The organism is Nocardioides sp., from assembly GCF_036503465.1.
In the GTDB taxonomy this organism is placed as follows: Bacteria; Actinomycetota; Actinomycetes; order Propionibacteriales; family Nocardioidaceae; genus Nocardioides.
Window position 1 is genome coordinate 44,002 of the sequence record NZ_DASXWU010000095.1, and the last position, 23,177, is coordinate 67,178.

The 23,177-nt window shown below is 71.3% G+C and carries 21 protein-coding genes; 5 read left to right on the top strand and 16 right to left on the bottom strand.

Annotation, left to right across the window (positions count from 1 at the left end):
- Positions 1 to 28 precede the first annotated feature (28 nt).
- From VGK78_RS17295 to VGK78_RS17305, 3 genes are all read left to right on the top strand, one after another.
- A complete protein-coding gene (locus VGK78_RS17295; RefSeq protein WP_331528968.1) occupies positions 29 to 454 on the top strand; it encodes a hypothetical protein in 426 nt (141 codons plus the stop codon).
- 72 nt (positions 455 to 526) lie between these two features.
- Positions 527 to 1,078 (top strand): DUF5998 family protein, encoded by a 552-nt coding sequence (locus tag VGK78_RS17300; protein WP_331528969.1) that lies wholly within the window; start codon positions 527 to 529, stop codon positions 1,076 to 1,078.
- A 7-nt stretch (positions 1,079 to 1,085) separates the two neighbouring features.
- Positions 1,086 to 2,237 (top strand): nucleotide pyrophosphatase/phosphodiesterase family protein, encoded by a 1,152-nt coding sequence (locus VGK78_RS17305; RefSeq protein ID WP_331528970.1) that lies wholly within the window; start codon positions 1,086 to 1,088, stop codon positions 2,235 to 2,237.
- A 111-nt stretch (positions 2,238 to 2,348) separates the two neighbouring features.
- Here the strand turns inward: VGK78_RS17305 and VGK78_RS17310 are convergent, their stop codons facing one another.
- The 6 genes from VGK78_RS17310 to VGK78_RS17335 all read right to left on the bottom strand — a co-directional run bounded on the left by VGK78_RS17310 (position 2,349) and on the right by VGK78_RS17335 (position 6,524).
- The gene (locus tag VGK78_RS17310) at positions 2,349 to 3,173 is read right to left on the bottom strand and encodes a sulfurtransferase (RefSeq protein ID WP_331528971.1); all 825 of its coding nucleotides are present in this window, start codon (positions 3,171 to 3,173) and stop codon (positions 2,349 to 2,351) included.
- On the bottom strand, positions 3,170 to 3,661 hold the full coding sequence (locus tag VGK78_RS17315) for a hypothetical protein (protein WP_331528972.1): 492 nt from the start codon (positions 3,659 to 3,661) through the stop codon (positions 3,170 to 3,172). Before VGK78_RS17315 ends, VGK78_RS17310 begins: the two co-directional genes overlap by 4 nt.
- The gene (locus tag VGK78_RS17320; RefSeq protein WP_331528973.1) at positions 3,658 to 5,187 is read right to left on the bottom strand and encodes a hypothetical protein; all 1,530 of its coding nucleotides are present in this window, start codon (positions 5,185 to 5,187) and stop codon (positions 3,658 to 3,660) included. Before VGK78_RS17320 ends, VGK78_RS17315 begins: the two co-directional genes overlap by 4 nt.
- A gap of 1 nt (position 5,188) precedes the next feature.
- Positions 5,189 to 5,488 carry a WXG100 family type VII secretion target gene (locus tag VGK78_RS17325; protein WP_331528974.1) on the bottom strand — a complete coding sequence of 100 codons (300 nt, stop codon included), beginning with the start codon at positions 5,486 to 5,488 and terminating at the stop codon, positions 5,189 to 5,191.
- Positions 5,485 to 5,802: a WXG100 family type VII secretion target gene (locus VGK78_RS17330; protein ID WP_331528976.1), complete on the bottom strand. Its 318-nt coding sequence runs from the start codon at positions 5,800 to 5,802 to the stop codon at positions 5,485 to 5,487. Before VGK78_RS17330 ends, VGK78_RS17325 begins: the two co-directional genes overlap by 4 nt.
- A 65-nt stretch (positions 5,803 to 5,867) precedes the next feature.
- The gene (locus tag VGK78_RS17335; protein ID WP_331528977.1) at positions 5,868 to 6,524 is read right to left on the bottom strand and encodes a thymidine kinase; all 657 of its coding nucleotides are present in this window, start codon (positions 6,522 to 6,524) and stop codon (positions 5,868 to 5,870) included.
- Between the two features lie 73 nt (positions 6,525 to 6,597).
- Here VGK78_RS17335 and VGK78_RS17340 point away from each other — a divergent pair, with 73 nt between their 5' ends.
- Positions 6,598 to 7,359, top strand: coding sequence for a trypsin-like serine peptidase (locus VGK78_RS17340; RefSeq protein ID WP_331528978.1), 762 nt, complete (start codon positions 6,598 to 6,600; stop codon positions 7,357 to 7,359).
- A gap of 150 nt (positions 7,360 to 7,509) precedes the next feature.
- On the opposite strand, the gene VGK78_RS17345 is transcribed toward VGK78_RS17340, so the two are convergent.
- From VGK78_RS17345 to VGK78_RS17390, 10 genes are all read right to left on the bottom strand, one after another.
- On the bottom strand, positions 7,510 to 7,986 hold the full coding sequence (locus VGK78_RS17345) for an Ltp family lipoprotein (RefSeq protein ID WP_331528979.1): 477 nt from the start codon (positions 7,984 to 7,986) through the stop codon (positions 7,510 to 7,512).
- A gap of 537 nt (positions 7,987 to 8,523) precedes the next feature.
- On the bottom strand, positions 8,524 to 10,476 hold the full coding sequence (locus VGK78_RS17350; protein ID WP_331528980.1) for an SDR family oxidoreductase: 1,953 nt from the start codon (positions 10,474 to 10,476) through the stop codon (positions 8,524 to 8,526).
- Positions 10,477 to 10,762: 286 nt separating this feature from the next.
- Positions 10,763 to 12,610: a thiamine pyrophosphate-dependent enzyme gene (locus tag VGK78_RS17355; protein WP_331528981.1), complete on the bottom strand. Its 1,848-nt coding sequence runs from the start codon at positions 12,608 to 12,610 to the stop codon at positions 10,763 to 10,765.
- Complete coding sequence (locus VGK78_RS17360) at positions 12,603 to 13,364, bottom strand: acetate uptake transporter (RefSeq protein WP_331528982.1); 762 nt, start codon at positions 13,362 to 13,364, stop codon at positions 12,603 to 12,605. Before VGK78_RS17360 ends, VGK78_RS17355 begins: the two co-directional genes overlap by 8 nt.
- Positions 13,361 to 16,312, bottom strand: a complete 2,952-nt coding sequence (locus VGK78_RS17365; protein ID WP_331528983.1) for an FAD-binding and (Fe-S)-binding domain-containing protein — start codon at positions 16,310 to 16,312, stop codon at positions 13,361 to 13,363. Before VGK78_RS17365 ends, VGK78_RS17360 begins: the two co-directional genes overlap by 4 nt.
- Before the next feature lie 29 nt (positions 16,313 to 16,341).
- Positions 16,342 to 17,007 carry a YoaK family protein gene (locus VGK78_RS17370; protein ID WP_331528984.1) on the bottom strand — a complete coding sequence of 222 codons (666 nt, stop codon included), beginning with the start codon at positions 17,005 to 17,007 and terminating at the stop codon, positions 16,342 to 16,344.
- A 154-nt stretch (positions 17,008 to 17,161) separates the two neighbouring features.
- Positions 17,162 to 18,178 carry a septation protein SepH gene (sepH, locus tag VGK78_RS17375; RefSeq protein WP_331528985.1) on the bottom strand — a complete coding sequence of 339 codons (1,017 nt, stop codon included), beginning with the start codon at positions 18,176 to 18,178 and terminating at the stop codon, positions 17,162 to 17,164.
- A gap of 113 nt (positions 18,179 to 18,291) precedes the next feature.
- On the bottom strand, positions 18,292 to 19,602 hold the full coding sequence (locus VGK78_RS17380; protein ID WP_331528986.1) for a D-arabinono-1,4-lactone oxidase: 1,311 nt from the start codon (positions 19,600 to 19,602) through the stop codon (positions 18,292 to 18,294).
- Positions 19,603 to 19,613: 11 nt separating this feature from the next.
- The gene (locus tag VGK78_RS17385) at positions 19,614 to 20,819 is read right to left on the bottom strand and encodes an MFS transporter (RefSeq protein WP_331528987.1); all 1,206 of its coding nucleotides are present in this window, start codon (positions 20,817 to 20,819) and stop codon (positions 19,614 to 19,616) included.
- A 3-nt stretch (positions 20,820 to 20,822) separates the two neighbouring features.
- Positions 20,823 to 22,052, bottom strand: a complete 1,230-nt coding sequence (locus tag VGK78_RS17390) for an MFS transporter (protein ID WP_331528988.1) — start codon at positions 22,050 to 22,052, stop codon at positions 20,823 to 20,825.
- A gap of 30 nt (positions 22,053 to 22,082) precedes the next feature.
- Between VGK78_RS17390 and VGK78_RS17395 the strand changes: the two genes are divergently transcribed.
- Positions 22,083 to 23,177: a ferrochelatase gene (locus VGK78_RS17395; RefSeq protein WP_331528989.1), complete on the top strand. Its 1,095-nt coding sequence runs from the start codon at positions 22,083 to 22,085 to the stop codon at positions 23,175 to 23,177.

The window sequence follows — 23,177 nt, forward strand, 5'->3', positions numbered from 1 at the left end:
GCCAATGCCTCCTCATTTGGGTCGAACAGTGGCTGTCGTCGCGTTCATGCTGCTCGTCGCTGGTTGCGCGGGAGGCGGACAGAGCTCTGCCTCCCAGAGCGGCCCGCCGCCAGTGCTGGAGCTCCCGACACCGGCCCCGGGAGCGGACCACGGGTCGGTCCTACTCCTCTGGGACGCCCACGAGTACCACCCGTCGGTACCCGTGCGCGGACGGCTCGGGGTCGACGAGCACGGCTGCTTCGTGCTCGGCGATCGACTTCTCGAGGCCGCGATCGGATCGAAGATCATCGACGGCGGACGCGGCGCCGACATCCGCAACCTCGGACGGGTGCGGCTGGGTCAGGTGCTGACGGTCAACGCAGAGCTCTCGACCATCGGTCATCCACTGGGAGCGGACCAGACGACGTGCCTGTCCGGCCGGACCTCGGTGCCCGTGCTGGTGATCGACTCCTGACGCATCGCTGCCCTGGTGCGGCGCGGTGGAGGACGCGGTCCCCGGCTGACGTCCTCGTGACAGACTCGACCCATGCAGGGTTTGAAGGAGGCGATCGACCGCACCGGGTACTACCCCGAGGTCGTCGCCGACGGCGTGATGCGGGCGGTCGCCGGTGAGGACGTCGTGTCGTTCTTCGTTCACCACGAGCCGACCTTCGAGCGTGAGGAGGTACGCCGTCACCTGACCGTGGTGGTGCTCACGCCGAGCCGGCTGATCCTGGCGCACACCGACGAGCACGAGGGCGACGACATGCTGCCGGCGCCGTACACCTCGACCTCCACCGAGGCGATCGCGCTGAGCTCGGTGAAGTCCGTGGTGGTGACCCGGATGGTGACCAACCCGACCGACGGGCCGACCCCGCCGGCCGAGGCGGTGCTCACGATCGGCTGGGGCGGCGTGTCGCGTCTGGACCTCGAGCCGGCCACATGCGGCGACCCGGAGTGCGACGCCGACCACGGCTACACCGGCACCATGTCCGCCGACGACTTCTCCATCCGCGTCTCGGCCGCGGCGGACGGCCCCGACGCGGTGCCGTCCCTGCTCTCGTTCGCGGAGTCGCTCTCGGCCCGGACCCACAGCTGAGCCCGGGTTGGACAGAGGGGCGGGCAGCGAGTCGGGCGACGGGTTCGTCGACCCGGCGTACGGCGGGAGGTCACTGGCCGACCTCCTGCCGGCGGTCAGCTCCGCGCTGGGTACGCGACTCCCGGGCTGGGACGAGGTCCCGGTGCTCGCCTTGCCCGAGTCGCCGGCGTACGTCGTGTTCCTCGTCGACGGGCTCGGTGCCGACCTCCTGGCCGCGCACGCGCATGCCGCGCCGTACCTCTCCTCACTCCTGACCGACGGCTCGGTGGGCACGTCCGGGGTCCCGTCGACGACCGCGACCAGCCTGACGTCCCTCGGCACCGGCCTCACGCCGGGCGCCCATGGCGTCGTGGGGTTCACCTCGCGGGTGCCGGGATCCGACCGGCTCCTCAACGCGCTGTTCTGGGACAAGGACATCGACCCGCTCCAGTGGCAGCCGCACCCCACAGGATTCCAGACGCTGGTGGCTGCGGGCGTCCACGTGACCACGGTCAACAAGCGCGAGTTCCGCGGCTCCGGCCTCACCATCGCCGCGCAGCGAGGTGGCGAGTGGGTCAACGCCGACCGGGTCGGCGAGCGGGTCGCCGGAGCGGTCGCGGCCGCGGCGGCCAGCCCGTCGCTGACCTATCTGTACGACGGCGACCTGGACTGGACGGGTCATCGCTACGGCGTCGCCTCGGCCCAGTGGCTCCAGCAGCTCGCGATCATCGACGCCGAGGCGGAGCAGCTGCGCGACGCGCTGCCGTCCCGAGCCCGCCTCGTGGTGGTGGCCGACCACGGGATGGTCGACGCGGGGCCCGGGCGTCGGCTCGACCTCGACGAGGACCCGGCGTACCGCGACGGGGTGGTGCTGATCGGTGGCGAGGCCAGGTTCCGGCACGTGTACTGCGCGGCGGGTGCGGTCGCCGACGTCCAGGCGCGCTGGCGTGAGCTGCTCGGCGGCGCCGCGCTCGTGGTGACCCGCGACGAGGCGATCGCCTGCGGCTGGTTCGGCGAGGTGAGCGCGCCGGTCCTGCCCCGCCTCGGTGACGTCGTCGCCGCCGCACGCGAGGACTGGGGGATGTTCTCGTCGGTCGACTTCCCCTACGAGCTGCGCCTGGTCGGGCTCCACGGGTCGCTGACGCCGGTCGAGATGCGCATCCCGCTGCTGGTGGACTGACCCCTTCGCCCCGCATCCGGTTTCTCCGAGGCACCCCAGGGCACCGCCTCCATCAGTGCGGTATCGCGGTGCCACCGGGCTGCACCCACGTACCGCACACCGACGGCGCGGTCACGGGCCGGTGGCGACGGGGCGGCTGGGGTCGGTGATCCACCCGCTCCAGCTGCCGGCGTAGAGCGCGGCGTCGCCGAACCCGGCGAGCCGGAGGGCGAGCAGGGTCTGGGTGGCGGTGACCCCGGAGCCGCAGTACGCCGCGACCGGCGCGCCGTGGTGCACGCCGAGGGCCTCGAAGCGTCGGCGGAGCACCGCGTCCGTCAGGAAGCGCCCGACCTCGTCGGTGTTCTCGGTGAGCGGGGCGTTGACCGCGTCCGGCACGTGCCCGGCGACCGGGTCGATCGGCTCGCGCTCACCGCGGAATCGCTCCGCAGCCCGGACGTCCAGCAGTACGCCGGAGCGGACCACGTCCGCCAGGTCCTCGGCCTCGACCACCGGCAGCCGCCCGGGCGATCCGTCCCAGTCGCCAGGCCGGGGCACGACCGGGTCGACGGAGACCGGCCGTCCGGCCGCGGTCCACGCCGCCAGCCCGCCGTCGAGCACGAGGACGTCCTCGTGCCCGTAGTCGCGGAGCAGCCACCACAGCCGGGCGGCTGCGGTGCCCGGCCCGTCGTCGTACACCACGACGCGTGAGCCACGCGAGACCCCGGCCCGGCGTACGGCGGCGACGAAGTCCGAGGGGAGAGGAAGCGGATGCCGTCCACCGGCGCCGGGTGGTGCGGCCAGGTCGTCGTCGACGTCCAGGTACGCCGCTCCCGGCAGGTGCCCGGCGTCGTACCGCTCACGCCCCGTGGCGCCGGTCAGCGCGAGGCGGGTGTCCACCACGACCGCGTCGAGGCCGTCCAGGTCGTCGATCCCGAGCAGCAGTCCTGGCCGGATCACTTCAGGGGGCCGACGAACTTGCCTCGCGTGACATCGTCCACACCCGGTCGGCTACGGGCGTCGGCAACGGCCGTCCGCATCTGGTCCTTCAGCTCGTCGAGCGTGTACGGCGGTGTGGCGTCCGGGTCGCGATCGGGGTCGAGCTCCTCGACGATCGCCACCTCCAGCCCCTCCACGTCGAAGCGCCCGATCGGCAGGAACATCGAGCCGGGCCGGAAGACGACCTCCTGCTCCTGCGGGTGCCGGCTGAGCGTCGCGATGTCACGGCCGCGACTGCCGATCACGGCGTACACGCCGTCACTCGAGAAGTTCTCGGTGGCGACCCGCGGGTCGCGCGAGGTGGCCACCAGCACCGGACTCGTCAGTGCCCGCTGGAAGCCCGGGCCCTGCTGTCCGGCGTAGCCGCGGTAGCTGAGCCCGCGGTACGGCGGCAGCTTGTCGAGGGCGGACAGCAGGGCGTCGAGCTGCTCGGCGGACGACTGGCTCACGGAGCCTCCTTCGGGTAGATGTCCCGGTATCCCCGGGGGTTCCAGACCTTCCGCAGCACGTCGAACTGCGTGCCCTTGTCGAACAGCACCTCGGACTCGCCGGTGCCGTAGTGGGCCATCGAGGCGACGTCGTGCCCGCTGGTGCCGTCGAGGTGGAGCATGGCGTGCTCATTCGCGCGGAACCCCTGGGCGACCTCCTCGCTGGTGGGGCTGCTCAGGAAGGCGGGGTCGGAGAACCTCCCGGTGGTGTCGATAGAGTCCAGCACGCCCTGCGGCAGGTTGGTGCCGCGCAGCGTCTCACCGGTGTACGTCGGGACCTTGGCCAGTCCGTCGGACACCGCCGTGCTGTAGGCCTCGAGCTCGGACCTGGTGGCTGTCCCTTCCGCCACCTTCTCCTCGAGCCCACGCAGGTAGGCGTTGAGCGTGTCGTACCCGTCGCCGGTGTAGAAGTCGATGGCCTGCAGCTCGCGCTCGGTCAGCGCGCCTGTGCCTTCCAGAGCCTTCAGGTCGGCCGGGATGTCGTGGGCGAGGTCCTCGCCGACCTCGGTCATCGCGCGCACCAGCCTGGCGTTCACGAACTTCTCGAGCCGCAGCACGATGCCGCCGATGCTCTCCATGGCAGTGCGCACGGTGGTCACCACCGTGCGGGCGAACTCGATCAGGTCCCTGAGGATCCGGACGACCTTGGACGCCGCGTCGGCGACCTCGGCGCCCTCGGCCGCCTGTGCCGCGCCTTCACCGAGGCCGAGGGTGAAGAAGCCGAGGATCGCGCCGCCGGTCTCGATCCCGATCGTCCACTCGATGAAGCTCTCGAGCTCGTCCATCACCTCCTGGTGGTGGTCATCGACGCCTTGGGCGTAGTCGTTGCAGGCGTTCCCGATCGAGGTGTAGGCTCGCGCCAGGTCGGTGATGTGGCCGCGCATCTCGTCACAGGCCCCGAGGACGTCGTGGATCTCCGGCGAGGTCTCCGCCAGCACCGCGCTCTCGGCGGCGTCGATCGAGTACTGGTACGCCGAGAGCTTCTCGCCGGCGGCCAGCCAGGCGTTGCCGGCGGTACGGAGCTTGCCGGTGTCGGCGTCGGGCCACACCAGTCCTTCGACGTGGCCGGCGATCCAGTGCCACCAGCCGGGCTGGTCCCCGGTGCCGCCCCTGGCGCTCGGCGGGGCGGGTGCCGACAGCGACATCGTGCCGTGGTCGGGGTTGTCGTCGTCGTCGGTGGTGGCGTACGGACACAGCAGCGCGCCGTGCTCGGCGCCCTGGTGGTTGAGCAGCGAGCCGTTGAGCAGGTTCGCGATGCTGGCGAGGGCGTCGCCGAGCGCGCAGCCGGCCTCGACGAGCTGGGCGGCAGCCGGGTCGTACTGCGCGGCAAACTCCTCCCCGCCGGTGTCGGTGCCGGCCATCCCGCCGCAGGCGTAGATGGAGTCGGTGAGGACGTTCATCAGCTCGACGACGCCGCGGTTGGCCCCCGCCAGCTCGGAGACGGCGTCGACGTACCCCGCCCCCTGGACGTCGATCGGATCGTTCATCTCACCGAACCTGCTTCCAGGTCTGCACGTTGGCCTGGGCGGCCGCCTTGTAGCTCGCATGTGCGCGCCGGGCGGCCTCGTGCATCGCGAGCAGTGCCTGGTGGACCTCGCGCGCGCCCTGCGCGAGCTTGCGGTGTGCCTCCGTCTGGGCGGCCGCGGCCTCGCCCTCCCAGGTGACGTGGAGGTCGCCGTTGGCCCGGTCGAGCTCGGCGAGCTGCGCGTCGAGCCGGCCGCCGAAGGCCTGGAGACTGTCGATCACGCGCTGGAGCTCGCCGAGGTCGACCTTGTAGCGGACGGTCATCCTGTCTCCCCGAGACGGGCGTGCAGCGCCTCGGCGGCAGCCCGGCGCGCACCATCGGTGCGGTCGAGGTCAGCCCGTACGACGCCGAGCAGGGCGTTCTGGAGGTCGATGCCGTCGAGGATGTCGTCCATCCCGCGGCACCACTCGTGCCAGGCCTCGCCGAACTGCTCGGAGGCGACTCCGGTCCAACCGGCCGCAAGGAGGTCAGCCACCTCCGCCTGCACCTGCTGGTGCTCCCGGCGCAGCCCGTCGGCGATCTCCGCGACGAGGCGGGTCGCCCGGTCGAACGCCTCGTGCTCGATCTGGATGGTCACCCGTCACCTCCTCGGAGGCCGTATCCCCGCTCCCGGCCCGTCGCAAACGTCCGGGACCCGTGCGGTCAGGATCCGAAGGGGAGAGGCTCGGGGGACAGCGCCACGGCGCGGGCCCGGGCGGCGGTGAGCCGGCGGCGGTGGTGCTGCCGGCAGAGCACCTCGTAGGCGACCTCGGCGGGTGGCCCGTCGTTCGAGTCGATGTCTCCGACGACGATCACCTCGCCCTCGACGACCATCACGCCGTCCTCGGTGCGGGCGTTGTGGGTGGCGCGCTTGCCACACCAGCACAGCGCCTCGACCTGGAGGACGTTCATCCGGTCGGCCAGCTCGACGAGTCGTGCGCTGCCCGGGAAGAGCCGGGTGCGGAAGTCGCTGAGGATGCCGAAGGTGAACACGTCGATCTGCAGCTCGTCGACGATCTTGGCCAGCTGGTCGATCTGCTCGGTGGTGTAGAACTGCGCCTCGTCGCAGATCAGGTAGTCGATCCGGGCACCGGCGGTGAGCGAGTCGACGACGTACCGCCAGAAGTCGAAGTCGTCCGCGACCTCGATGGCGTCGTGCATCAGTCCGAGCCGGCTGGACAGGATGGCCTCGCCCGCGCGGTCGTGGGTGGTGAAGATCCGGCCGGACCGGCCGCGGGCGGCGTGGTTGTGGTTCGTCTGGAGAGCGAGCGTGCTCTTGCCCGAGTCCATGGTGCCGGTGAAGAAGTGGAGTTCAGCCATCGCGCCGCGATTCTGTCACGCGGTCCACTTCTCAGGGCGGACGAGCCGGAGGGGGCCGTGTTACGTTCCGCGGATGCGAATCAGAAGTGTTCTCGGGGCTGCTGTCGCAACCGCGGCCCTCCTGCTCAGCGCCGGCGTCGCCCACGCGATCACCAACGGATCGCCCGACGGCAGTGCCCATCCGGCCGTCGGCGGACTGGTCGCCGACCAGGCCTACTCCGACGGCACCTGGATCTACTGCTCGGGCTCGTTGATCTCTCCGACCGTCTTCCTCACCGCGGCGCACTGCGGTGAGGGCGGCAGCGACCGGGTGCGGGTCACGTTCAGCACGGCCTACCAGGACGGCGACACCACGTACTCCGGCACCTTCCATGCCGACCCCGCCTACGGCGGTGGCGAGAACGACCCGCACGACGTGGCGGTCGTCGTGCTCGACAAGTCTGTCAAGGGGGTCACGCCGGTGCAGCTGCCGGCGGCGGACTCCTTGTCGGGGCTCAAGTCCGGCGCCGAGATCACGATGGTCGGCTACGGCGCGTACGCCGTGCCGAACGGCCCGGGTGGACACCAGTACCTCTACAACGACATCCGCATGAGCGCGGACGGCACGCTCAACTCGATCAGCCCGGCATGGCTGCGCATCTCGGAGAACCCGGCCACGGGCAACGGCGGTGGATGCTACGGCGACTCCGGCGGCCCGAACTTCCTGGCCGGCACGAACATCGAGGCCGCGACCACCATCACCGGTGACGCTCTCTGCAGATCCACCAACACGGCGTACCGGCTGGACACGGCGTCAGCGCGGGACTTCCTCGGGCAGTACCTGACCCTGCCCTGACCCACGGGAGTTAGTCGCCGAAGACCCGGCAGCCTCTGGCTGCCGGGTCGCGTCGAGTGGGCGCAAAGACTCTCTGACATCCGTCCCGGAGTCGTGTCGGACGACCGGGAGAGTCGCGTCAGGCGAATGGGCGCTGTCGTGCTGCTTGGGTCAGAGCCCGACGTGGTTGGCGGCGTAAATCGCCTGTGCCTGGGTGAACTGGTCCCCGGCGCTCGAGGTCAGTTGTTCGATGAGGCTGGCCCTCGAGAATCCCCCCATGCTCAGGTAGGACTTCGCGGACATGACAGCCTGCTTGTTCCAATCGACCTTGATGTGGTTGACCGCGAACACCGCGTCGGCCATCTTGAAGCCTTCGCCGGCCTTCGAGGACAGCTGCTGGATCAGGCCGGCCCGGCTGAAGCCGCTACCCATGCTGAGGTAGGACTGAGCCGACTCGATCGCGTTCTCCTGCGCGACCGTGTACGACGGCGCGGACTTGGTGGATTTGGCATCTGCAGGCTTGGCCTTGGTGCCCGTCGTGTGGTGGCGCGCCTTGCCGGCGGCGTTGCTGCTGTCCTCCAGGTTGCAGGCGCTCAGGGCCGCGATGGCGGTGCTCGCGACGAGGGCTGTGGTGATGATCTTCTTCATGGACGTTTCTTTCTGTGCTGGCTGCGCCGCACTGGTCCCGTCTGCCGAGAGCCCGAGACGCAGGTGAGGGCCGCAGAAACGACCCATCGGATGCCGAGAGGTTAAGCAACCGACTTGGCCAGCGGACTCGTTTGGTAAAGAGACGTCCGAATGGACAGAACCTCGTAGTCCGAGGGACTGCGGGTGTGACAGCAGGTGACCTGGGAGGACCGCGGGACGGGTCTGAGACCTGACGAGGTCCGGCGGCCTTGGCCGCCGGACCTCGGTCACCACTCGGGATCGCCGAGTCGGGTCTGGAGTCCGAGGGGCTCGGCCTCCCCGTGTCGGTCGAGCCCCTCGGCGTCGGGTGTGCTCTGAGCACCCCTCGACCCAGAGTCAGGGAACGACGGTAAGGCGCAGGAACCAGCGCCACCGGCGTTCGCGGGACAAGCGACCGTTCGGTCGGTGGGGACTAGTCGCCACGGGTCAGGTGGCGCGGGTCGGGGCGCCTACCAATGGACGCCCTTGAGGACCTTGGCGAGCATGATCTGCTCCGTCTCACGGGCACCCTGCGAGCCCTCGCCCCGGGCCGCGGCGGAGTCCGGGAAGACATGGTAGGCGAGGTTCAGCACCCGGAAGGCGAGCTTCGGGGCGACCGTGTGCGACCGCGCCGGCGTTCCCGAGCAGGGTGTTGATCTCGTGCGGCCGCTCGACCATGGCCCTGATCACCAGGTCGGCCGCCTGGGCGGGGGAGATCGTGGGGAACTTGTCGTAGAGCCTGGTCGGGGCGATCATCGGCGTCCGCACCAGGGGCATGTGGATGCTGGTGAAGGTGATCCCGTCGCCGACCAGCTCCGAGGCGACGACATTGCTCCAGGCGTCGAGCGCGGCCTTGGAGGCGACATACGCCGAGAAGCGCGGCGGGTTGGTCTGGACGCCGATCGAGGAGATGTTCACGACGTGGCCGCGCCGTCCCTCACGCAGCTTGGGGACCAGTCCCATCACCAGCCGGATCGCGCCGAAGTAGTTCAGCTGCATGGTGCGCTCGAAGTCGTGGAACCGGTCCTGGCTCAGCTTCAGCGACCTGCGGATGGAGCGTCCCGCGTTGTTGACGACGTAGTCGATGCTCGGGAGGTCGGTCGTGAGTTGGGCGCAGAGCCCGTCGATGGCCTCGAGGTCGGACAGGTCGCAGGGGTAGACGTGGGCGGTGCCGCCGCGGTTCTCGATGGTGGCTCGTGTCGCCTCGAGCTTGTCCTTCCCGCGGGCGACCAGCACCGGGATGCCGCCGGCCTGCGCGACCTTCAGCGCGGTGACCTGCCCGATGCCCGACGAGGCGCCGGTGATCACGACGTACCTGCCGGTGAGCGCCTCCCGGGCACCCGCGTCGTTCGCCGTGGACCGGTCCAGATGGTCCTCCCAGTAGCCCCACAGCGTGCGTGCGTAGGACTCGAGGTCGGGCACCGCGATGCCCGAGCCGGCCAGTGCCTGCTCGGTCAGGCGCGAGTCGAAGACCGGGCGGAACGACGTGTGCGCGAGTACCTCGGGCGGGATGCCGAGCCGTCCGACGGTCTGGTCGAGGAGCGCCTGCACCGGAGCCGTCCGGATCAGCGTGCTCGCGAGACGCAGAGGCTTGAGAGGTGATGGGAGCAGGTCGACCAGCCCGCGCGCCGTCCCGCGATCCACGGGCGTGGCGAACTGCGGAGCGCCCGCGGCCGCGCAGAACGCGTTGACCATCTCGACGACCGGCTGCGGCTCGGGGTTGACCAGGTGGAACGCCTCGCCGTCGTGTCCCTCGAGGTGGGCGAGGTGGTCCATGGCCTTGGCCACGTAGTCGACCGGGACGACGTTGGTGTCGCCGAGGTCGGCGCCGATCAGGGGCAGCCAGGCCGGGAGCCGGTCGCGGAGCAGCTTGATGAGGGGGAAGAAGTAGTAGGGCCCGTCGACCTTGTCCATCGCCCCGGTCTCGCTGTGACCGACCACGATCGCCGGGCGATAGACCCGCCATGGGCGCGTCGACTCCTCGCGGACGATCCGTTCGGACTCGAACTTGGTGCGGTGGTACGGCGATGTCAGCGCCTGACCCATGTCGAACATCGACTCGTCGAACGGGCCGTCGTACTCCCCGGCGGCGGCGACCGAGCTGACCTGGTGGAAGCAGCCGGCGTCGAGGGCCCCCGCCAGCTCGAGGGCGTGCCGGGTGCCACCGACGTTCACCTGCTCGTTGGCCTCGTCGTCGGCGGTCATGTCGTAGATGGCGGCGAGGTGGAAGAAGTGGTCGATCTCGCCCCGATGCTGCTTCACCCACGTCGCGCCGACGCCGAGGCGGTCGGCCCCCAGGTCGCCCACGACCGGGACGACCCTGTCGGTGCCCCAGTGCTCGATCATCGTGTCCAGCCGGGCCCGCGACCCCTCCCGGACCAGCGCGAACACCGTGCCCTCCCGGTGGTCGAGCAGCTCCTCGACCAGGTGTCGCCCGATGAACCCGGTCGCGCCGGTCACGAAGTACGACATGACGCGAGACTAGCGGCGCCCGGACGGCATCAGCGGGGCTCTACCCGGTACCCCTGACGTACGGGACGAGTCGCCGGTACCGGGTTCCTGGTTCTCCACAGTCGACCAACGAGCAGGTGTGGCCGGAGGTGACGCGGGGCAGGGGCTGGGGATGGATCTCTCCGCCGTACGCCGCGACCTCAGGCACCAGGACGACGTGGTGTCGCGGCGGCAACTGCTCGCGGCCGGCCTCAGCCCCAGCGACCTCGACCGGCTGCAACGCCGGAGTGAGCTGACCCGAGGCGCGTCAGTCCTCCACCTGCCGGTCCGCCACCTCCGCGATCTTGCGTCCCACCTTCGCGATCGGCTCCGGGATGCGGCCACCGGGGCTCTCGGAGAACGACGCCTCGTCGAGCACGTCCTTGACCATCTGCAGGGCGATCCGGTTGCGGTTCGGCGTGCCTTCCTTCAGCGCGGAGAACAGCTTGGTGACCTGGTCCTTCTTCACCTTCGCCGGCAGCGGCGGCTCGTGCGGGTCGACGACCACCTCGACGATCGCGGGACCGTCGTGCTGCATCGCGGACCGGAGCGCGGGGCCGCACTCGTCGCGGGTCTCGGCCCGGAAGCCGGCGGCTCCGCAGGCCTCGGCGAACTTCACGAAGTCCAGCGGCGCCATGTTCACGCCGTACTCCGGGTTTCCGAGGAAGACCATCTGCTCCCACTTGATCAGCCCGAGCGTGTCGTTGCGCATCACCACGATCTTCACCGGCAGGTCGTGCTGCACGCAGGTCAGGAAGTCGCCGAGCTGCATGGTCATCGAGCCGTCGCCGGTGAGCACGACGACCTGGCGGTCGGGGTACGCCGTCTGCGCGCCGATCGCGTACGGGAGCCCCGCCGCCATCGAGCAGTTGGTGCCGCTGAAGCTGAACTTCATGCCCTTGCGGATCTTCACCTGCCGGGCCGCCCACGTGGTGACCGTGCCGGAGTCCCCGCAGACGATCGCGTCGTCGTCGAGCACCTCGTTCAGGGCCCAGGCGGGCACCTGCGGCTTCATCGGTACGTCGTCACGCGTCGAGCGCTGCTCCATCAGCTCCCACCAGTCATTCATCCCGGACTGCGCCTTCTCCAGGAAGGAGCGGTCCTCGTTCCGGTCCAGCATCGGCAGCAGCTCGGTCAGCGTGGCCCGGGCGTCCCCACACAGCTCGACGTCGACCGGGTAGCGCAGCCCCATCCGTTCGGGGTGGTCGTCGATCTGCACGCAGACGGCCTGGCCCGGGCTCGGCAGGAACTCGATGTAGGGCAGACCGCTGCCGACGACGACGAGCGCGTCGCACTCCTCCATGGCCTCCTCGCTCGGCCGGGTGCCGACGAGCGCGATCGAGCCCGTCGTGTACGGCGAGTCGTCGGGCACGCAGTCCTTGCCGAGCATCGCCTTCACGATCGGAGCACCGAGCGTCTCGGCGAGCTGCTCCAGCTCGTCGCCCGCGCCGCGCGCGCCGGCGCCCGCAAGGATCGTCACCTTGGTGTGTCCGCGAAGGGCGTCCGCCGCCTCCTGGAGCGTGGCCCTGGGCGGGATGCGCACCGGTGGACGGTAGGAGGAGCTCGAGTGGCCGGGGACGTCGCGCTGGAAGCGCGGCCCCGAGTCGGCCGACGCGGCCTGGTGGTCGATCGGGAACCCGAGGTGTGCCGGGCCGCGGTGGGTGAGCGCGGTCCGGCACGCCAGGTCGACCACGTTCGTGACGCTCTGCGGACTCATGATCCGCTGGTTGTAGATCGCCACGTCGTTGAACATGTAGTCGTTGTTCACGTCCTGCAGGTACGCCGTACCGAGCAGGTCGCTGTAGGTCATCCCGGTGATCGCGAGGATCGGCGCCTGCTCGACGCGGGCGTCCAGCATCCCGTTGTAGAGGTGGGCCGCGCCCGGGCCCGAGGTCGAGAAGCAGACCCCGAGCTTGCCGGTGAACTTGGCGTACCCGACCGCGGCCATGGCCCCCACCTCCTCGTGCCGCACGTGGATGTAGGTGAGCTCCTCGTGCCGCTTGCGGAGCGCCTCCATGAACCCGTTGATCCCGTCACCGGGCAGGCCGAAGACCGTGTCCACGCCCCACTCGATCAGCCGGTCGACCAGGACGTCGGACGCCGTGCGGTCAGCCATGGTGCTGCTGCATTCCACGGAACGGGATCATCGGCATCACCGCGCGCTCCCAGGTGCTGTTGAGCACCATCGCCGTCGCCGTGTACGCCGCCAGCGCGGCGGACGCGATCAGGCAGTAGCCACCGATGTGCCCCAGCACCGCCGGCATGGCCGATCCGTAGTAGTCCGGGAGCGCCGACAGGGTGAAGCCCGCCGACAGGGTCAGCAGGATCGCCACGAAGGCGACGTTGAGGCGCATCGCCACGATCGCGAGCATCAGCGCGATGTAGCCGAAGCACCACAGCTCCAGAGCCAGCATCTTCATCTCCGACGAGCCGGGCGTCGTCGGCAGCGAGCCGGTGACCTGCATCAGCAGGAACGTCGCCACCACCGCGTTGTTGGCGCCGAAGACGCAGAACGCGGTGCCGGCGAACTGGTTCTCGCGACGGAAGGCGATCAGACCCCCGATGAACTGCGCGATGCCGGCGAACAGCAGCACCGACGGCACGCTGGCCGGCAGCGCTGTCAGCGGTACGAAGCCACTGATCGGCCACGCGATGATGAACGTGCCCGTCGCGAAGCCGAGGAGCGCCATCGACGCGGGCTCACCGATCGAGGCCTCGCTTCTCTCCTTGATCACCGCTACTTCGTCGTCGAGGAGCAGCTCGGTGTCGACCGGGCCGCCCCGTGTCCAGACCCTGGTCAGCGGGTGCCGGCCGTCGATGACGGTGGCCGCGCGCGTCGCAGGGGTCTCGTGCACACGATGTTCACTCATCTCTTCTTCTCCTCTTCCCCGCTTCGGGCCGGACCGGTGTCCGTCCCTCCGTCAGCTGCTGCGTGTGAGAGGGCCAGGTCGAGGACCTGGGCCAGGTGCAGCGCCGTGCGATCGGTCGCCTGGCCGATCTGCTCGCGGCAGCTGAAGCCGTCGGCGATCACCAGGGTGCTCGGCGACGCGTCCCGGACCGCCGGCAGGATCACGCGTTCGCCGCAGGCCTGCGAGACGTCGTACTTCTCGCCGGCCTCGTAGCCGAAGCTGCCCGCCATCCCGCAGCACCCGCTGTCGGGGAGGTCGAGGCTGAGCCCGAGGCGCTCGAGCAGCTGCTGCTCGGCGTCGTACCCGAACTCCGCGCCCTGGTGGCAGTGCACCTGCACGAGCGCCGTGCCGCCGAGGGTCGGCGGGTCCCAGTCGGGTCGGTGCTCGGCCAGATAACCGGCCAGGGTGAAGGTCTGGCTCGCCAGCCGCTTCGCGTCCTCGTCGTGGGGCATCAGGTTGAGCAGCTCGTCGGCGAAGACGGCCGCGCACGAGGGCTCGAGCACCACGACCGGCGTACCGGCGCGGATGTCGTCGCGCATCCGGTCCAGGATGCGGCGCAGGTACCGCTTCGCTGTGCGCACCATCCCGTAGTCGTAGAGCGGCCGCCCGCAGCACAGCGACCCCGGTCCCAGACGCACCTGGCAGCCCGCGGCCTCCAGGACCCGCACCGCGGCGGCCGCGACCTCCGGCTGGAAGTGGTTGGTGAACGTGTCGGTCCACAGCATCACCGGCGGGCCTTCGGGGTGGGCGGGCTGCCGCCCGGTGGCGGAGTCGCGGAACGTCCGGTCGGCGAACCGCGGGAGGTCCCGCTCCTGGGCGACACCGGCCGCCGCCTTCAGCAGGTTGCGGGTGAGCGGCCAGTGGGCGAGCCGGTTGACGACTCCCGGAGCGTGAGCGGCGAGCGCGGCCCAGCGCTGGATCAGGCCGAGTGCGTACGCCGAGCGTGGCCGCAGCCGCCCGCGGTAGTAGTGCGAGAGGAACTCGGCCTTGTACGTCGCCATGTCCACGCGCACGGGGCAGTCGCCTTTGCAGCCCTTGCAGGCCAGGCACAGGTCGAGCGCGTCCTTGACCCCTTCGTCGCGCCAGGCGTTCCGGCGCTCCCCGGCGGTCTGCATCATCTCGAACAGCAGCCGCGCCCGGCCGCGCGTGGAGTGCTTCTCCTCGCGGGTGACCATGAAGCTCGGGCACATCGTGCCGCCGTCCAGGTGCCGGCACTTGCCGACCCCGAAGCAGCGGTTCGCTGCGTCGGCGAAGGAGAAGCCGTCCTCGGCGAAGCTGAACTGGGTGCGCAGCCGGGGCGGGCTGTAGTCCACGCCGAGCCGCAGGTCGTCGACGGGGGAGTTGGGGTGCACGACCTTGCCCGGGTTCATCAGGCCGTCGGGGTCGAAGATCGCCTTGAACTCCTCGAAGGCGCGGACCAGCTCCTCGCCGTACACCCGGCCGAGCAGCTCCGCCCGCAGCTGACCGTCGCCGTGCTCGCCGGAGGGCACGCCGCCATGGCTGATCACGAGGTCCCCGGCCTCGCGCAGGAACCGGTGGAAGGTGTCGATGCCCTCGGCGGTGCTGATGTCGAGGTCGAGACGGCAGTGCGTGCAGCCCTGACCGAAGTGACCGAACAGGACCGTGTGGTAGCCGTAGCGCTCGACGAGCTCGCAGAACTCGCTGAGGTACGCCGACAGCCGTGACGGGTCGACGGCCGCGTCCTCCCAGCCGGCCATCCCGCCGTGCTCCTGCGGGATGCGGGTCGAGCCGATCGCCCCGCGACGGATCTCCCAGATGTCGGTCTCGTGTCCTGGGTCCTCGTAGGTCTTGATGTCCGGCGGGTGCGACCCCTTGCGCAGGCGCTTGGCCATCCCCTCGGCCGCCTTCGCGACCTCCTCGTCGGTGTCTCCGCCGTACTCGATGAGCACGAAGGTGTTGCCCGACGGCAGCTCGTTCATCCCCGGGGACTCGAAGCCCTTGAGCTTGAGGTTCTCGAGGATGCCGGACTCGAAGAACTCCAGCCCGACCGGCTCCGACTCCAGGATGTCCGTGACGTCCTCGGCGGCGGTCGGCGTGTCCGGGTAACCCAGCACGACCAGGGAGCGCTTCGGCGGCCACGGCAGGAGCCGCACCTTGGCCTGCAGCACGAGCAGACAGGTGCCCTCGGTGCCGACGAGGGCGCGCGCGGTGTTGAAGCCCTTCTCCGGCAGCAGGTCGTCGAGGTTGTACCCGCTGACCCGGCGCGGGATGTCGGGGAACCGCTCCCGGACCAGGTCGCCGTAGGTGTCCCGGATCTCGCGCAGGCGGCGGTAGATGTCGCCGACCCGGCCTCCCTGGGAGACGAGCTCGTCGAGACGGTCCTCGTCCCCGATGCCGAGCGTCATCCGCGTGCCGTCATAGAGGACGACGTCGAGCTCGAGGACGTTGTCGACGGTCTTGCCGCCGTAGACCGAGTGGGTGCCGCAGGAGTTGTTGCCGATCATCCCGCCCAGCGTGTTGTGGTCGTGGGTGGCGGGGTCGGGGGCGAACGTGAGGCCGTGCTCCATGGCGGCGTGCCGCAGCTGGTCGCAGATCACCCCCGGCTGGACGGTCGCGGTGCGTGACTCGGTGTCGAGCTCGACGATCTCGTTCATGTACTTCGAGAAGTCGAACACCACCGCCGCGTTCACCGTCTGGCCGGCGAGCCCGGTCCCTCCGCCGCGGGCCAGCACGGGCAGCCGGTGGCGCCGACAGACCTCGAGCGCGCGCACGACGTCGCGGGCGTCCCGGGGGATCACGATCCCGAGCGGCACCACCCGGTAGATCGAGGCGTCGTTGGCGTACAGGTGCCGGCTGGCGTCGTCGAACCTGACCTCGCCCTCGACGGCGGCGTTCAGCTCCTCCAGGATCTCCTCGGAGCCTGCCTCGGTCTGCTCGAGCACCGTCACGTTTTTCTCGGTACCCGAGGTAAATCGGTCTATGCGACCGGCTCGGCCCCAGCGATCGCGGCCGGCGCCGCCCGGTGCCACAGGGCCGCGGCCAGCACCGCTGCGGCGGCTGCCGGCGCCGGCGTCCAGGCGGCGGCGTGCTGGGCCAGCAGGCCGCCCGACACGGCCCCGACCACCAGGGCGGCGCAGCGGGCAGGATCCCCCCAGCCGACCCTGCCGTGGTGGCCGAGGTCCCAGACCAGTCGGGTCAGGGTGCTGGTGAGGTACGTCGTCGACATCCCCTGCCCGCCCACGAGACGCACGAGCGAGCTCTGCACGCCCATCGCCGCGGCGGCCACGCCCAGGGTCCAGGACTCGCCGGCCGTCCCGGCGTCGCGCACGGTGACCCAGAGGACCACCCAGCCGGCCAGCACCAGCAGATGCATCGCGCTCAGCGCCGCCCACCGGTGCCGGTGGCCCTCGAGGGGCCGGGACACCAGGCTGCTGACGGCGACGCCCACGGCGTACCCGACCAGCGCGGTCCCCCCCGAGCGGGCGAGGGTGCCGTTCCCGGTGCCGGCCGCCAGACCGAGGAGGACCAGGTTGCCCGTCATCACGCTGGCGAAGACGTGGCCGAGGCGGAGGAACGAGGACACGTCCACCACGCCCGTGCCGAAGGTCAGCAGGATCGTGGCGGCGATGATCGAGCGAGGCACACAGACCGAGTACCCACGTGTGGTGGCACCGCGCCTGTCACCCGACTGGGCCTCGACCCGCCCGTCGCGAGCTCGCTCGGGGGGCTCGCGGTTCCTGAGGAGCCGAGGGACGAGGCGTCTCGAAGGGCGACCTTCTCGCCTGACGGAGCTCGCGCTACGCGCGATCTCCGTCGCTCGAACCGAACATGATCTCGTCCCAGCTCGGGACGGACGCGCGGCCGCGGGTCTTCTTGACCGGCTTGCGAGCGGGAGGCTCGTGCCGGCGGGCGTCGTCCTCGTCCTCGTGCTCGGCGGCATCTTCCGCCTCGCCCGCCTCGCCCGCCTCGCCCGCGGTGTCCTCGCGAGCGGGCGGGGTGTCCAGGTAGGCCTCGACCGGAGCTTCGGCGCCCAGGGCGGCCGTCTCCTCGGCCCGATCGTGGGCGACCTCGGGGTGGGGGTCCTCGCTGACCAGCTCAATCGCGTCCGCGCCGAGCGGGAGCTCGTCGGCGGGTACGGCGGACAGCCGGCGTCGGCGGGCGTCGGAGAGGTCGTCGCGGGCCGGTTCGGACGGCTGAGCGGGAGCGTCGGGCACCTCGCCGAGCAGCCAGTGGGCGTCGTCGTCGTCCGCGACGACGTAGTTGCCGGGCGCGTCGAAGGAGAAGTGCGCTGCGCCGACCCGACCGGTGGTCGCGTACGACCCGGTCAGCGTCCAGCGGCCGTCCTCACGGCGCCACGCGTCCCAGGCGACGGTGTCGGGGTCGACGTTGCGGGAGCGCAGGTGGCTGCCGACGGCGTCGCCGAGCGTCCGCGCGGACGGCGCGGCTCCACCCTCGACCAGGCGGCGCCGGATCGAGGCCCGCTGGGCGCGTTCGGCGACATGGGCACGCTCGGCCAGCACCGGTGCGGCGTACGGCATCACCTTGTCGACGGACGTGCCGGCGACCTGGGCGACGGTCTCGGGCGTCTCGCCGGACCGGATCCGCGCCTGGATGTCGCGTGGGCGGAGGGTGGATTCCATCTGTTTCTCCAACTGGCCGGACCGTGCCTGCTCCCCACCGGCTTCGGGCCACTGGCCCGCCGCGGCGGCCCGGAGCCGGTCGTCGACGTCGACGGTGAACTCCACCCCCGCGTCGCTCACGAGCAGGAGCTTCCGGCCGTCCTCGCCCACCCCGGTGAGTCTGAGGTGCACCATGACCGTCGTCGCTCCCGCCCGTACCTGCTCCGGTGCGGCCGAGCCTACGCCAGCGCACGCCGTCCGACCGGTTGGCCGCACGGCGCGCCACGGCGGGTGTGAGCCGCTCGGGCTCACTCGCCCAGGACCCGGCGGAGGTAGTCGTTGGCGAACAGCCGGTCCGGGTCGAGCCGGTCGCGCAGTGCCCGGAACTCCTCGAAGCGGGGGTACGCCGGAGCCAGGTCGGCGGCGGTCCGGCGGTGCAGCTTGCCCCAGTGCGGCCGGCCGTCGTGCTCGCGCATGATCGCCTCCATCGCGTCCAGGTACGCCGTGTGCGTGCGCCAGTCGGAGCGGTGGTGGGTGTGGAAGGCCAGGTAGAAGGAGTCGCGCCGGTACGCCGTGGACAGGGCCACGTCGTCGGCCGGCGCGACCCGGATCTCGACCGGGAAGCTGATACGCCAGTCGGAGGCGTCGACCACGCGGCGCGCCTCACGCAGCGCGTCCAGCCCGGCGGCCCGCGGCACGGCGTACTCCATCTCGCGGAAGACGACCCGTCGTGGCGAGGTGAAGACCCGGTGGGCGACGTCGCTGTACGTGCGTGCGGACAGGGCTCGCGCCGACACCTGGTTCATCCGCGGGATGACAGCTGGGACGCGGTTGGCGGCCGAGGTCAGGGCGCCGAACACCGTGTTGGAGAGCAGCTCGTCGTCGAGCCAGCCGCGCAACCGCGACACCGGCTCGGCCTCGGAGACGTCGGCGTCGAGGCGGGTGTTGCGCTTGGTCAGCATCCGGTCGGTGTGGGGGAACCAGTACATGTCGCAGTGGTGGCTCTCCTCGACCATCTGGTCGAATGCTCCGAGGGCCTCGTCCCAGGTCATCGGCTGCTCGTGCGCGTCGAGCAGGAAGAGCGGCTCGACCGCGAAGGTCACCGTGGTCAGGATCCCCAACGCCCCCAGCCCGACCCGGCCGAGCTCGAAGAGCTCGGGGTTGTCCTCCCGGGTGGCGTCGAGCAGCGCTCCGGTCCCGCTCACCAGCTGGAATCCGGTGAGCTGCGCGGCCAGCCCGGCCGCGACCCCTCCCGTCCCGTGCGTGCCGGTCGACACGGCGCCGGCCAGCGTCTGCTCGGCGATGTCACCCATGTTGTGCAGCGAGAGGCCCAGCCGCTCGAGCTCGGCGTTCAGGACCGCGAGCCGGGTGCCGGCGTACGCCGTGACCGTCATGGCGCCGCGGTCGACGGCGACGATCCCGGTCAGCCGGTCGGGTCGCAGCATCACGTCGCCGGGGGTGGCGATGCCGGTGAAGGAGTGCCCGGTGCCCACCATCTTCACGGTCGACCGTGAATCGCGGGCCGCGATCACCGCCTCGACGACCGCAGTCGCCGACTCCGGCGAGGCGACGCCGCGCGGCTCCGCAGACTCCAGGCCGGACCAGTTCTGCCAGTGCACAGGCGCACAGCCTAGGGCTCGGGCCGTGACAGAGCCGGCACACCGGCCGGCTCGTCGCGGGAGGCGAAGGTGGCGACCGCCGCGACGAACCCGGCCGCCAAGGACACGAGGTAGGCCGCGGAGGGGCCGTGGGTGTCGATCACCCGGCCCGCGACAGCGGCCCCGGGTGCCAGTCCGACGACGAACGAGGTCTCGACGATCGCCATCCCCTCGGTCAGCCGCGATCGCGGCACGCTCTTCTCCACCAGGGAAAGCGCGGCGATCATGGTCGGCGCGATCGCGAAACCCGCGACGAAGAGCCACGCTTCCATCACCCACATCGAGCCGATCAGGCTCAGCGGCGCCATGGCGACGAACATCCCGGCCGCACCCCACCGCAGCCGGACGACCGGGCCGACCCGCCAGGTCACCAGGCCGGTGACGATCCCGGCGATGAGGCTGCCGGCCGCCCACACGGCCAGGAGCGGGCCGGCGTACCCCTTCAGCCCCCGGTCCGCCGCGAAGGCGACCGTGCTGACCTCGGCGGCCCCGAACAGCGTGCCCAGGGCGACCCCCACCAGGCAGACGGGCCCCATCACCGAGAGCCGGAGCCGCGGGGGCCGCTCGCCCGGGATGCGAGGAGCCGGCGGCGGTGCCGTCGACCGTTGCGCGGCGAAGAAGAGGGTGCCGCCGGTCCCTGCGATGATCGTCGCGCCCAGCCCCGCGACTGGGCTCCAGGCCGTGGCGAGCACGGTCACCAGGATCGGGCCGGTGATGAACACGACCTCGTCGACCGCCGACTCGAGTGCGTACGCCGTGTCGACGAGGGCGCGGTCGTCGAGCACGTGGGACCACCGCGAGCGGACGCTGGACCCCACCTGCGGGAAGGCAGCACCGGCCACGACGACGCAGGCGACCGCGACCCACGGGGAGCCGTGCTCCCGGACGACCACCACGAACGCGGTCATTGCCGCCGCGAACACCCCTGCCGCCACCGACAGCACGCGGCCCTGCCCGAGCCGGTCCACCAGCCGGGCCTGGGGGATCGCGATCGTCGCGGCCGCCAGCAGGTACGCCGCGGACATCGCGCCGGCCACGCCGTAGGAGCCGCCGGCGGCGGTCACCAGCAGGACGATCCCGATGGTGTCCATGGAGTTCGGGAGGCGTCCGACCAGTGCCGCAGCGCTGAACCGGAGGGTCCCCGGAAGGCTCAGGACCTGGCGGTAGCGGGCGAACACGGCCTACCGGACCCGGAGCTCGTCGGCCCCGCCCTGCTCACCGGCCCGGGCCGTGCCCGGCGCGGTGGGGAGGGCGAGCGCCGCGAGGGCCGCGACGACACCGCCGCCGAGCGCCACCAGGTACGACGGCGAGGCGCCGTGCGCGTCGATCACGATGCCGGCCAGAGCCGCGCCCGGTGCCAGGCCGGCTGCCAGCCCGGTGTGGATGATCGCGATGCCCTCGGTGAGCCGGGGGCCGGGCACGCTCTGCTCGATGGCCGACATCGTGGCGATCAGGGTGGGTGCGATCGCGAAGCCGGCGATGAACAGGGCCAGACCCATCGCGAGCATCGAGCCGACGTACGACATCGGCACCATCACCACGGCGAGCAGGGCGGCGCCGACCCGCACCCGGTACGCCGGCGTGCGACGCCAGTGGACGGTGCCGGTGACGAGTCCCGCGAGCATGCTGCCCAGGGCCCAGCAGGCGAGCAGGACCCCGGCGTACGACTTGGCGTCCTGCTCGGCGGAGAAGGCGACGGTGCTGACCTCGGCGGCCGCGAACATCGAGCCGAGGGCCAGGGAAACCGCCGCCAGGACGATGACCGGCGGCCAGGGCATCGGCGGGCGAGGGCCGCCCTGATGGATGCCCCGATGAGGCACCGGCTGGGACGACCGCTGGGCCGCCAGCATCACAGCGCCAGGTACGCCGGTGAGGAGCGCCAGACCGAGCCCGGCCCAGGGATGCCATCGGGTCGCCAGCACGGTCGCGACGGTGGGACCGATGATGAAGATGGCCTCGTCGATCACGGACTCCAGCGCGTAGGCCGTCTGCACGTCGACCGGACGTCCGGCGAGCACGTGCGACCAGCGCGCCCGCACCGCCGAGCCGACCGGCGGGTAGGAGCCCCCGGCCACGGCTGCGGCCACGAACGCCAGCGCTTCGGGCGAGCCCGACTCCAGCACCCCGATGAGCCCGGCCACCCCCACGGCGTACGTCGTCGCGACCACCGGCAGCACCATCGACTGGCCGAGGCGGTCGAGCAGGCGTCCCTGCGCCACCGACGAGAGCCCGTTGGAGATCGTGTAGGTGGCCGACAGGGCGCCGGCCAGTCCGTAGGAACGGCCGAGCCCGGTGACCAGCAGCACGATGCCGAGCGTCGAGATCGAGATCGGCAGCCGCGCGACCATCGCGGTGAGGCTGAACCGCCACGCACCGGAGTGTGTGAGCACGGTGCGGTAGCGGGTGAACATCCTCCTCGGAGGGTAGGGCACGATGACGACATGGCGCCGACCTCGTCCAGCACGGACTCGCCGGTCTCGCCGGTCTCGCCGTACGACGCGCTGCTGCTGGTGTCGTTCGGCGGCCCGGAACGGCCGGAGGACGTGGTGCCGTTCCTGGAGAACGTCACGCGGGGTCGAGGCATCCCGCGCGACCGGCTGGAGGCGGTGGGCGAGCACTACCACCGCTTCGGCGGAGGGAGCCCGATCAACGACCTCAACCGCACGCTGCTCGATGCGATCCGTACAGACCTCGACGACCACGGCATCGACATCCCCCTCTACTGGGGCAATCGCAACTGGGAGCCGTACCTCGGCGACGCAGTGGCGCGGATGAAGGAGGACGGCGTCCGCCGAGCCGCCTGCTTCGTCACGAGCGCCTACTCGTCGTACTCCTCCTGCCGGCAGTACCGCGAGGACCTAGCGGCCGCCGCGGTCGAGGACGGGCCGCGGCTCGACCGGTTGCGCTCCTACTACAACCACCCCGGCTTCCTCGCACCGGTCGTCGACGCAGTGGTCGTCGCGGTCGCGGACCGGCCGGGTGCGCGGCTGGTCTTCGTCACCCACTCGATCCCGACCTCCATGAACGACGGCAGCGGACCGGAGGGCGGTGCCTACCTCGCCCAGCACCTCAACGCCGCGGCGTACGTCGCCCACCGGGTCGCGACCGTGACCGGGCAGGACCACCCCCACGACCTGGTCTTCTGCTCCCGCTCGGGCCCGCCGCAGGTGCCCTGGCTCGAGCCCGACGTGAACGACCACCTCGAGAAGCTGGCGGGCGAGGGCGTCGGTCCCGTGGTCCTGATCCCGATCGGCTTCGTCTCCGACCACATGGAGGTCGTCTACGACCTCGACACCGAGGCGCTGGCGACGGCCGAGCGGCTCGGCCTCGACGCCGTACGCGTGCCGACCCCGGGCACCGACCGGCGTTTCGTCTCCATGGTCCGCGAGCTGCTCGTCGAACGGGCGGCCGTCGAGCGCGGCGACCCGGTCGAGCGGATCTCGGTCGGCGGCGACCCGCCGTGCTGGGACCTCTGCGCGGTGGAGTGCTGCCCCAATCCGTGGGGCGAGAAGCCCACCGTGGGCGGGGTGGCGTGA

Bases quoted from the DNA above. Each gene is read 5' to 3' on its own strand.
- VGK78_RS17325 (WP_331528974.1), bottom strand. From the start codon at position 5,488: ATGACCGTCCGCTACAAGGTCGACCTCGGCGAGCTCCAGCGCGTGATC.
- VGK78_RS17335 (WP_331528977.1), bottom strand. From the start codon at position 6,524: ATGGCTGAACTCCACTTCTTCACCGGCACCATGGACTCGGGCAAGAGC.
- VGK78_RS17350 (WP_331528980.1), bottom strand. From the start codon at position 10,476: ATGTCGTACTTCGTGACCGGCGCGACCGGGTTCATCGGGCGACACCTG.
- VGK78_RS17360 (WP_331528982.1), bottom strand. From the start codon at position 13,364: ATGAGTGAACATCGTGTGCACGAGACCCCTGCGACGCGCGCGGCCACC.
- sepH (WP_331528985.1), bottom strand. From the start codon at position 18,178: ATGGTGCACCTCAGACTCACCGGGGTGGGCGAGGACGGCCGGAAGCTC.
- VGK78_RS17355 (WP_331528981.1), bottom strand. From the start codon at position 12,610: ATGGCTGACCGCACGGCGTCCGACGTCCTGGTCGACCGGCTGATCGAG.
- VGK78_RS17390 (WP_331528988.1), bottom strand. From the start codon at position 22,052: ATGTTCACCCGCTACCGCACCGTGCTCACACACTCCGGTGCGTGGCGG.
- VGK78_RS17340 (WP_331528978.1), top strand. From the start codon at position 6,598: ATGCGAATCAGAAGTGTTCTCGGGGCTGCTGTCGCAACCGCGGCCCTC.
- VGK78_RS17395 (WP_331528989.1), top strand. From the start codon at position 22,083: ATGGCGCCGACCTCGTCCAGCACGGACTCGCCGGTCTCGCCGGTCTCG.
- VGK78_RS17320 (WP_331528973.1), bottom strand. From the start codon at position 5,187: ATGAACGATCCGATCGACGTCCAGGGGGCGGGGTACGTCGACGCCGTC.
- VGK78_RS17300 (WP_331528969.1), top strand. From the start codon at position 527: ATGCAGGGTTTGAAGGAGGCGATCGACCGCACCGGGTACTACCCCGAG.
- VGK78_RS17345 (WP_331528979.1), bottom strand. From the start codon at position 7,986: ATGAAGAAGATCATCACCACAGCCCTCGTCGCGAGCACCGCCATCGCG.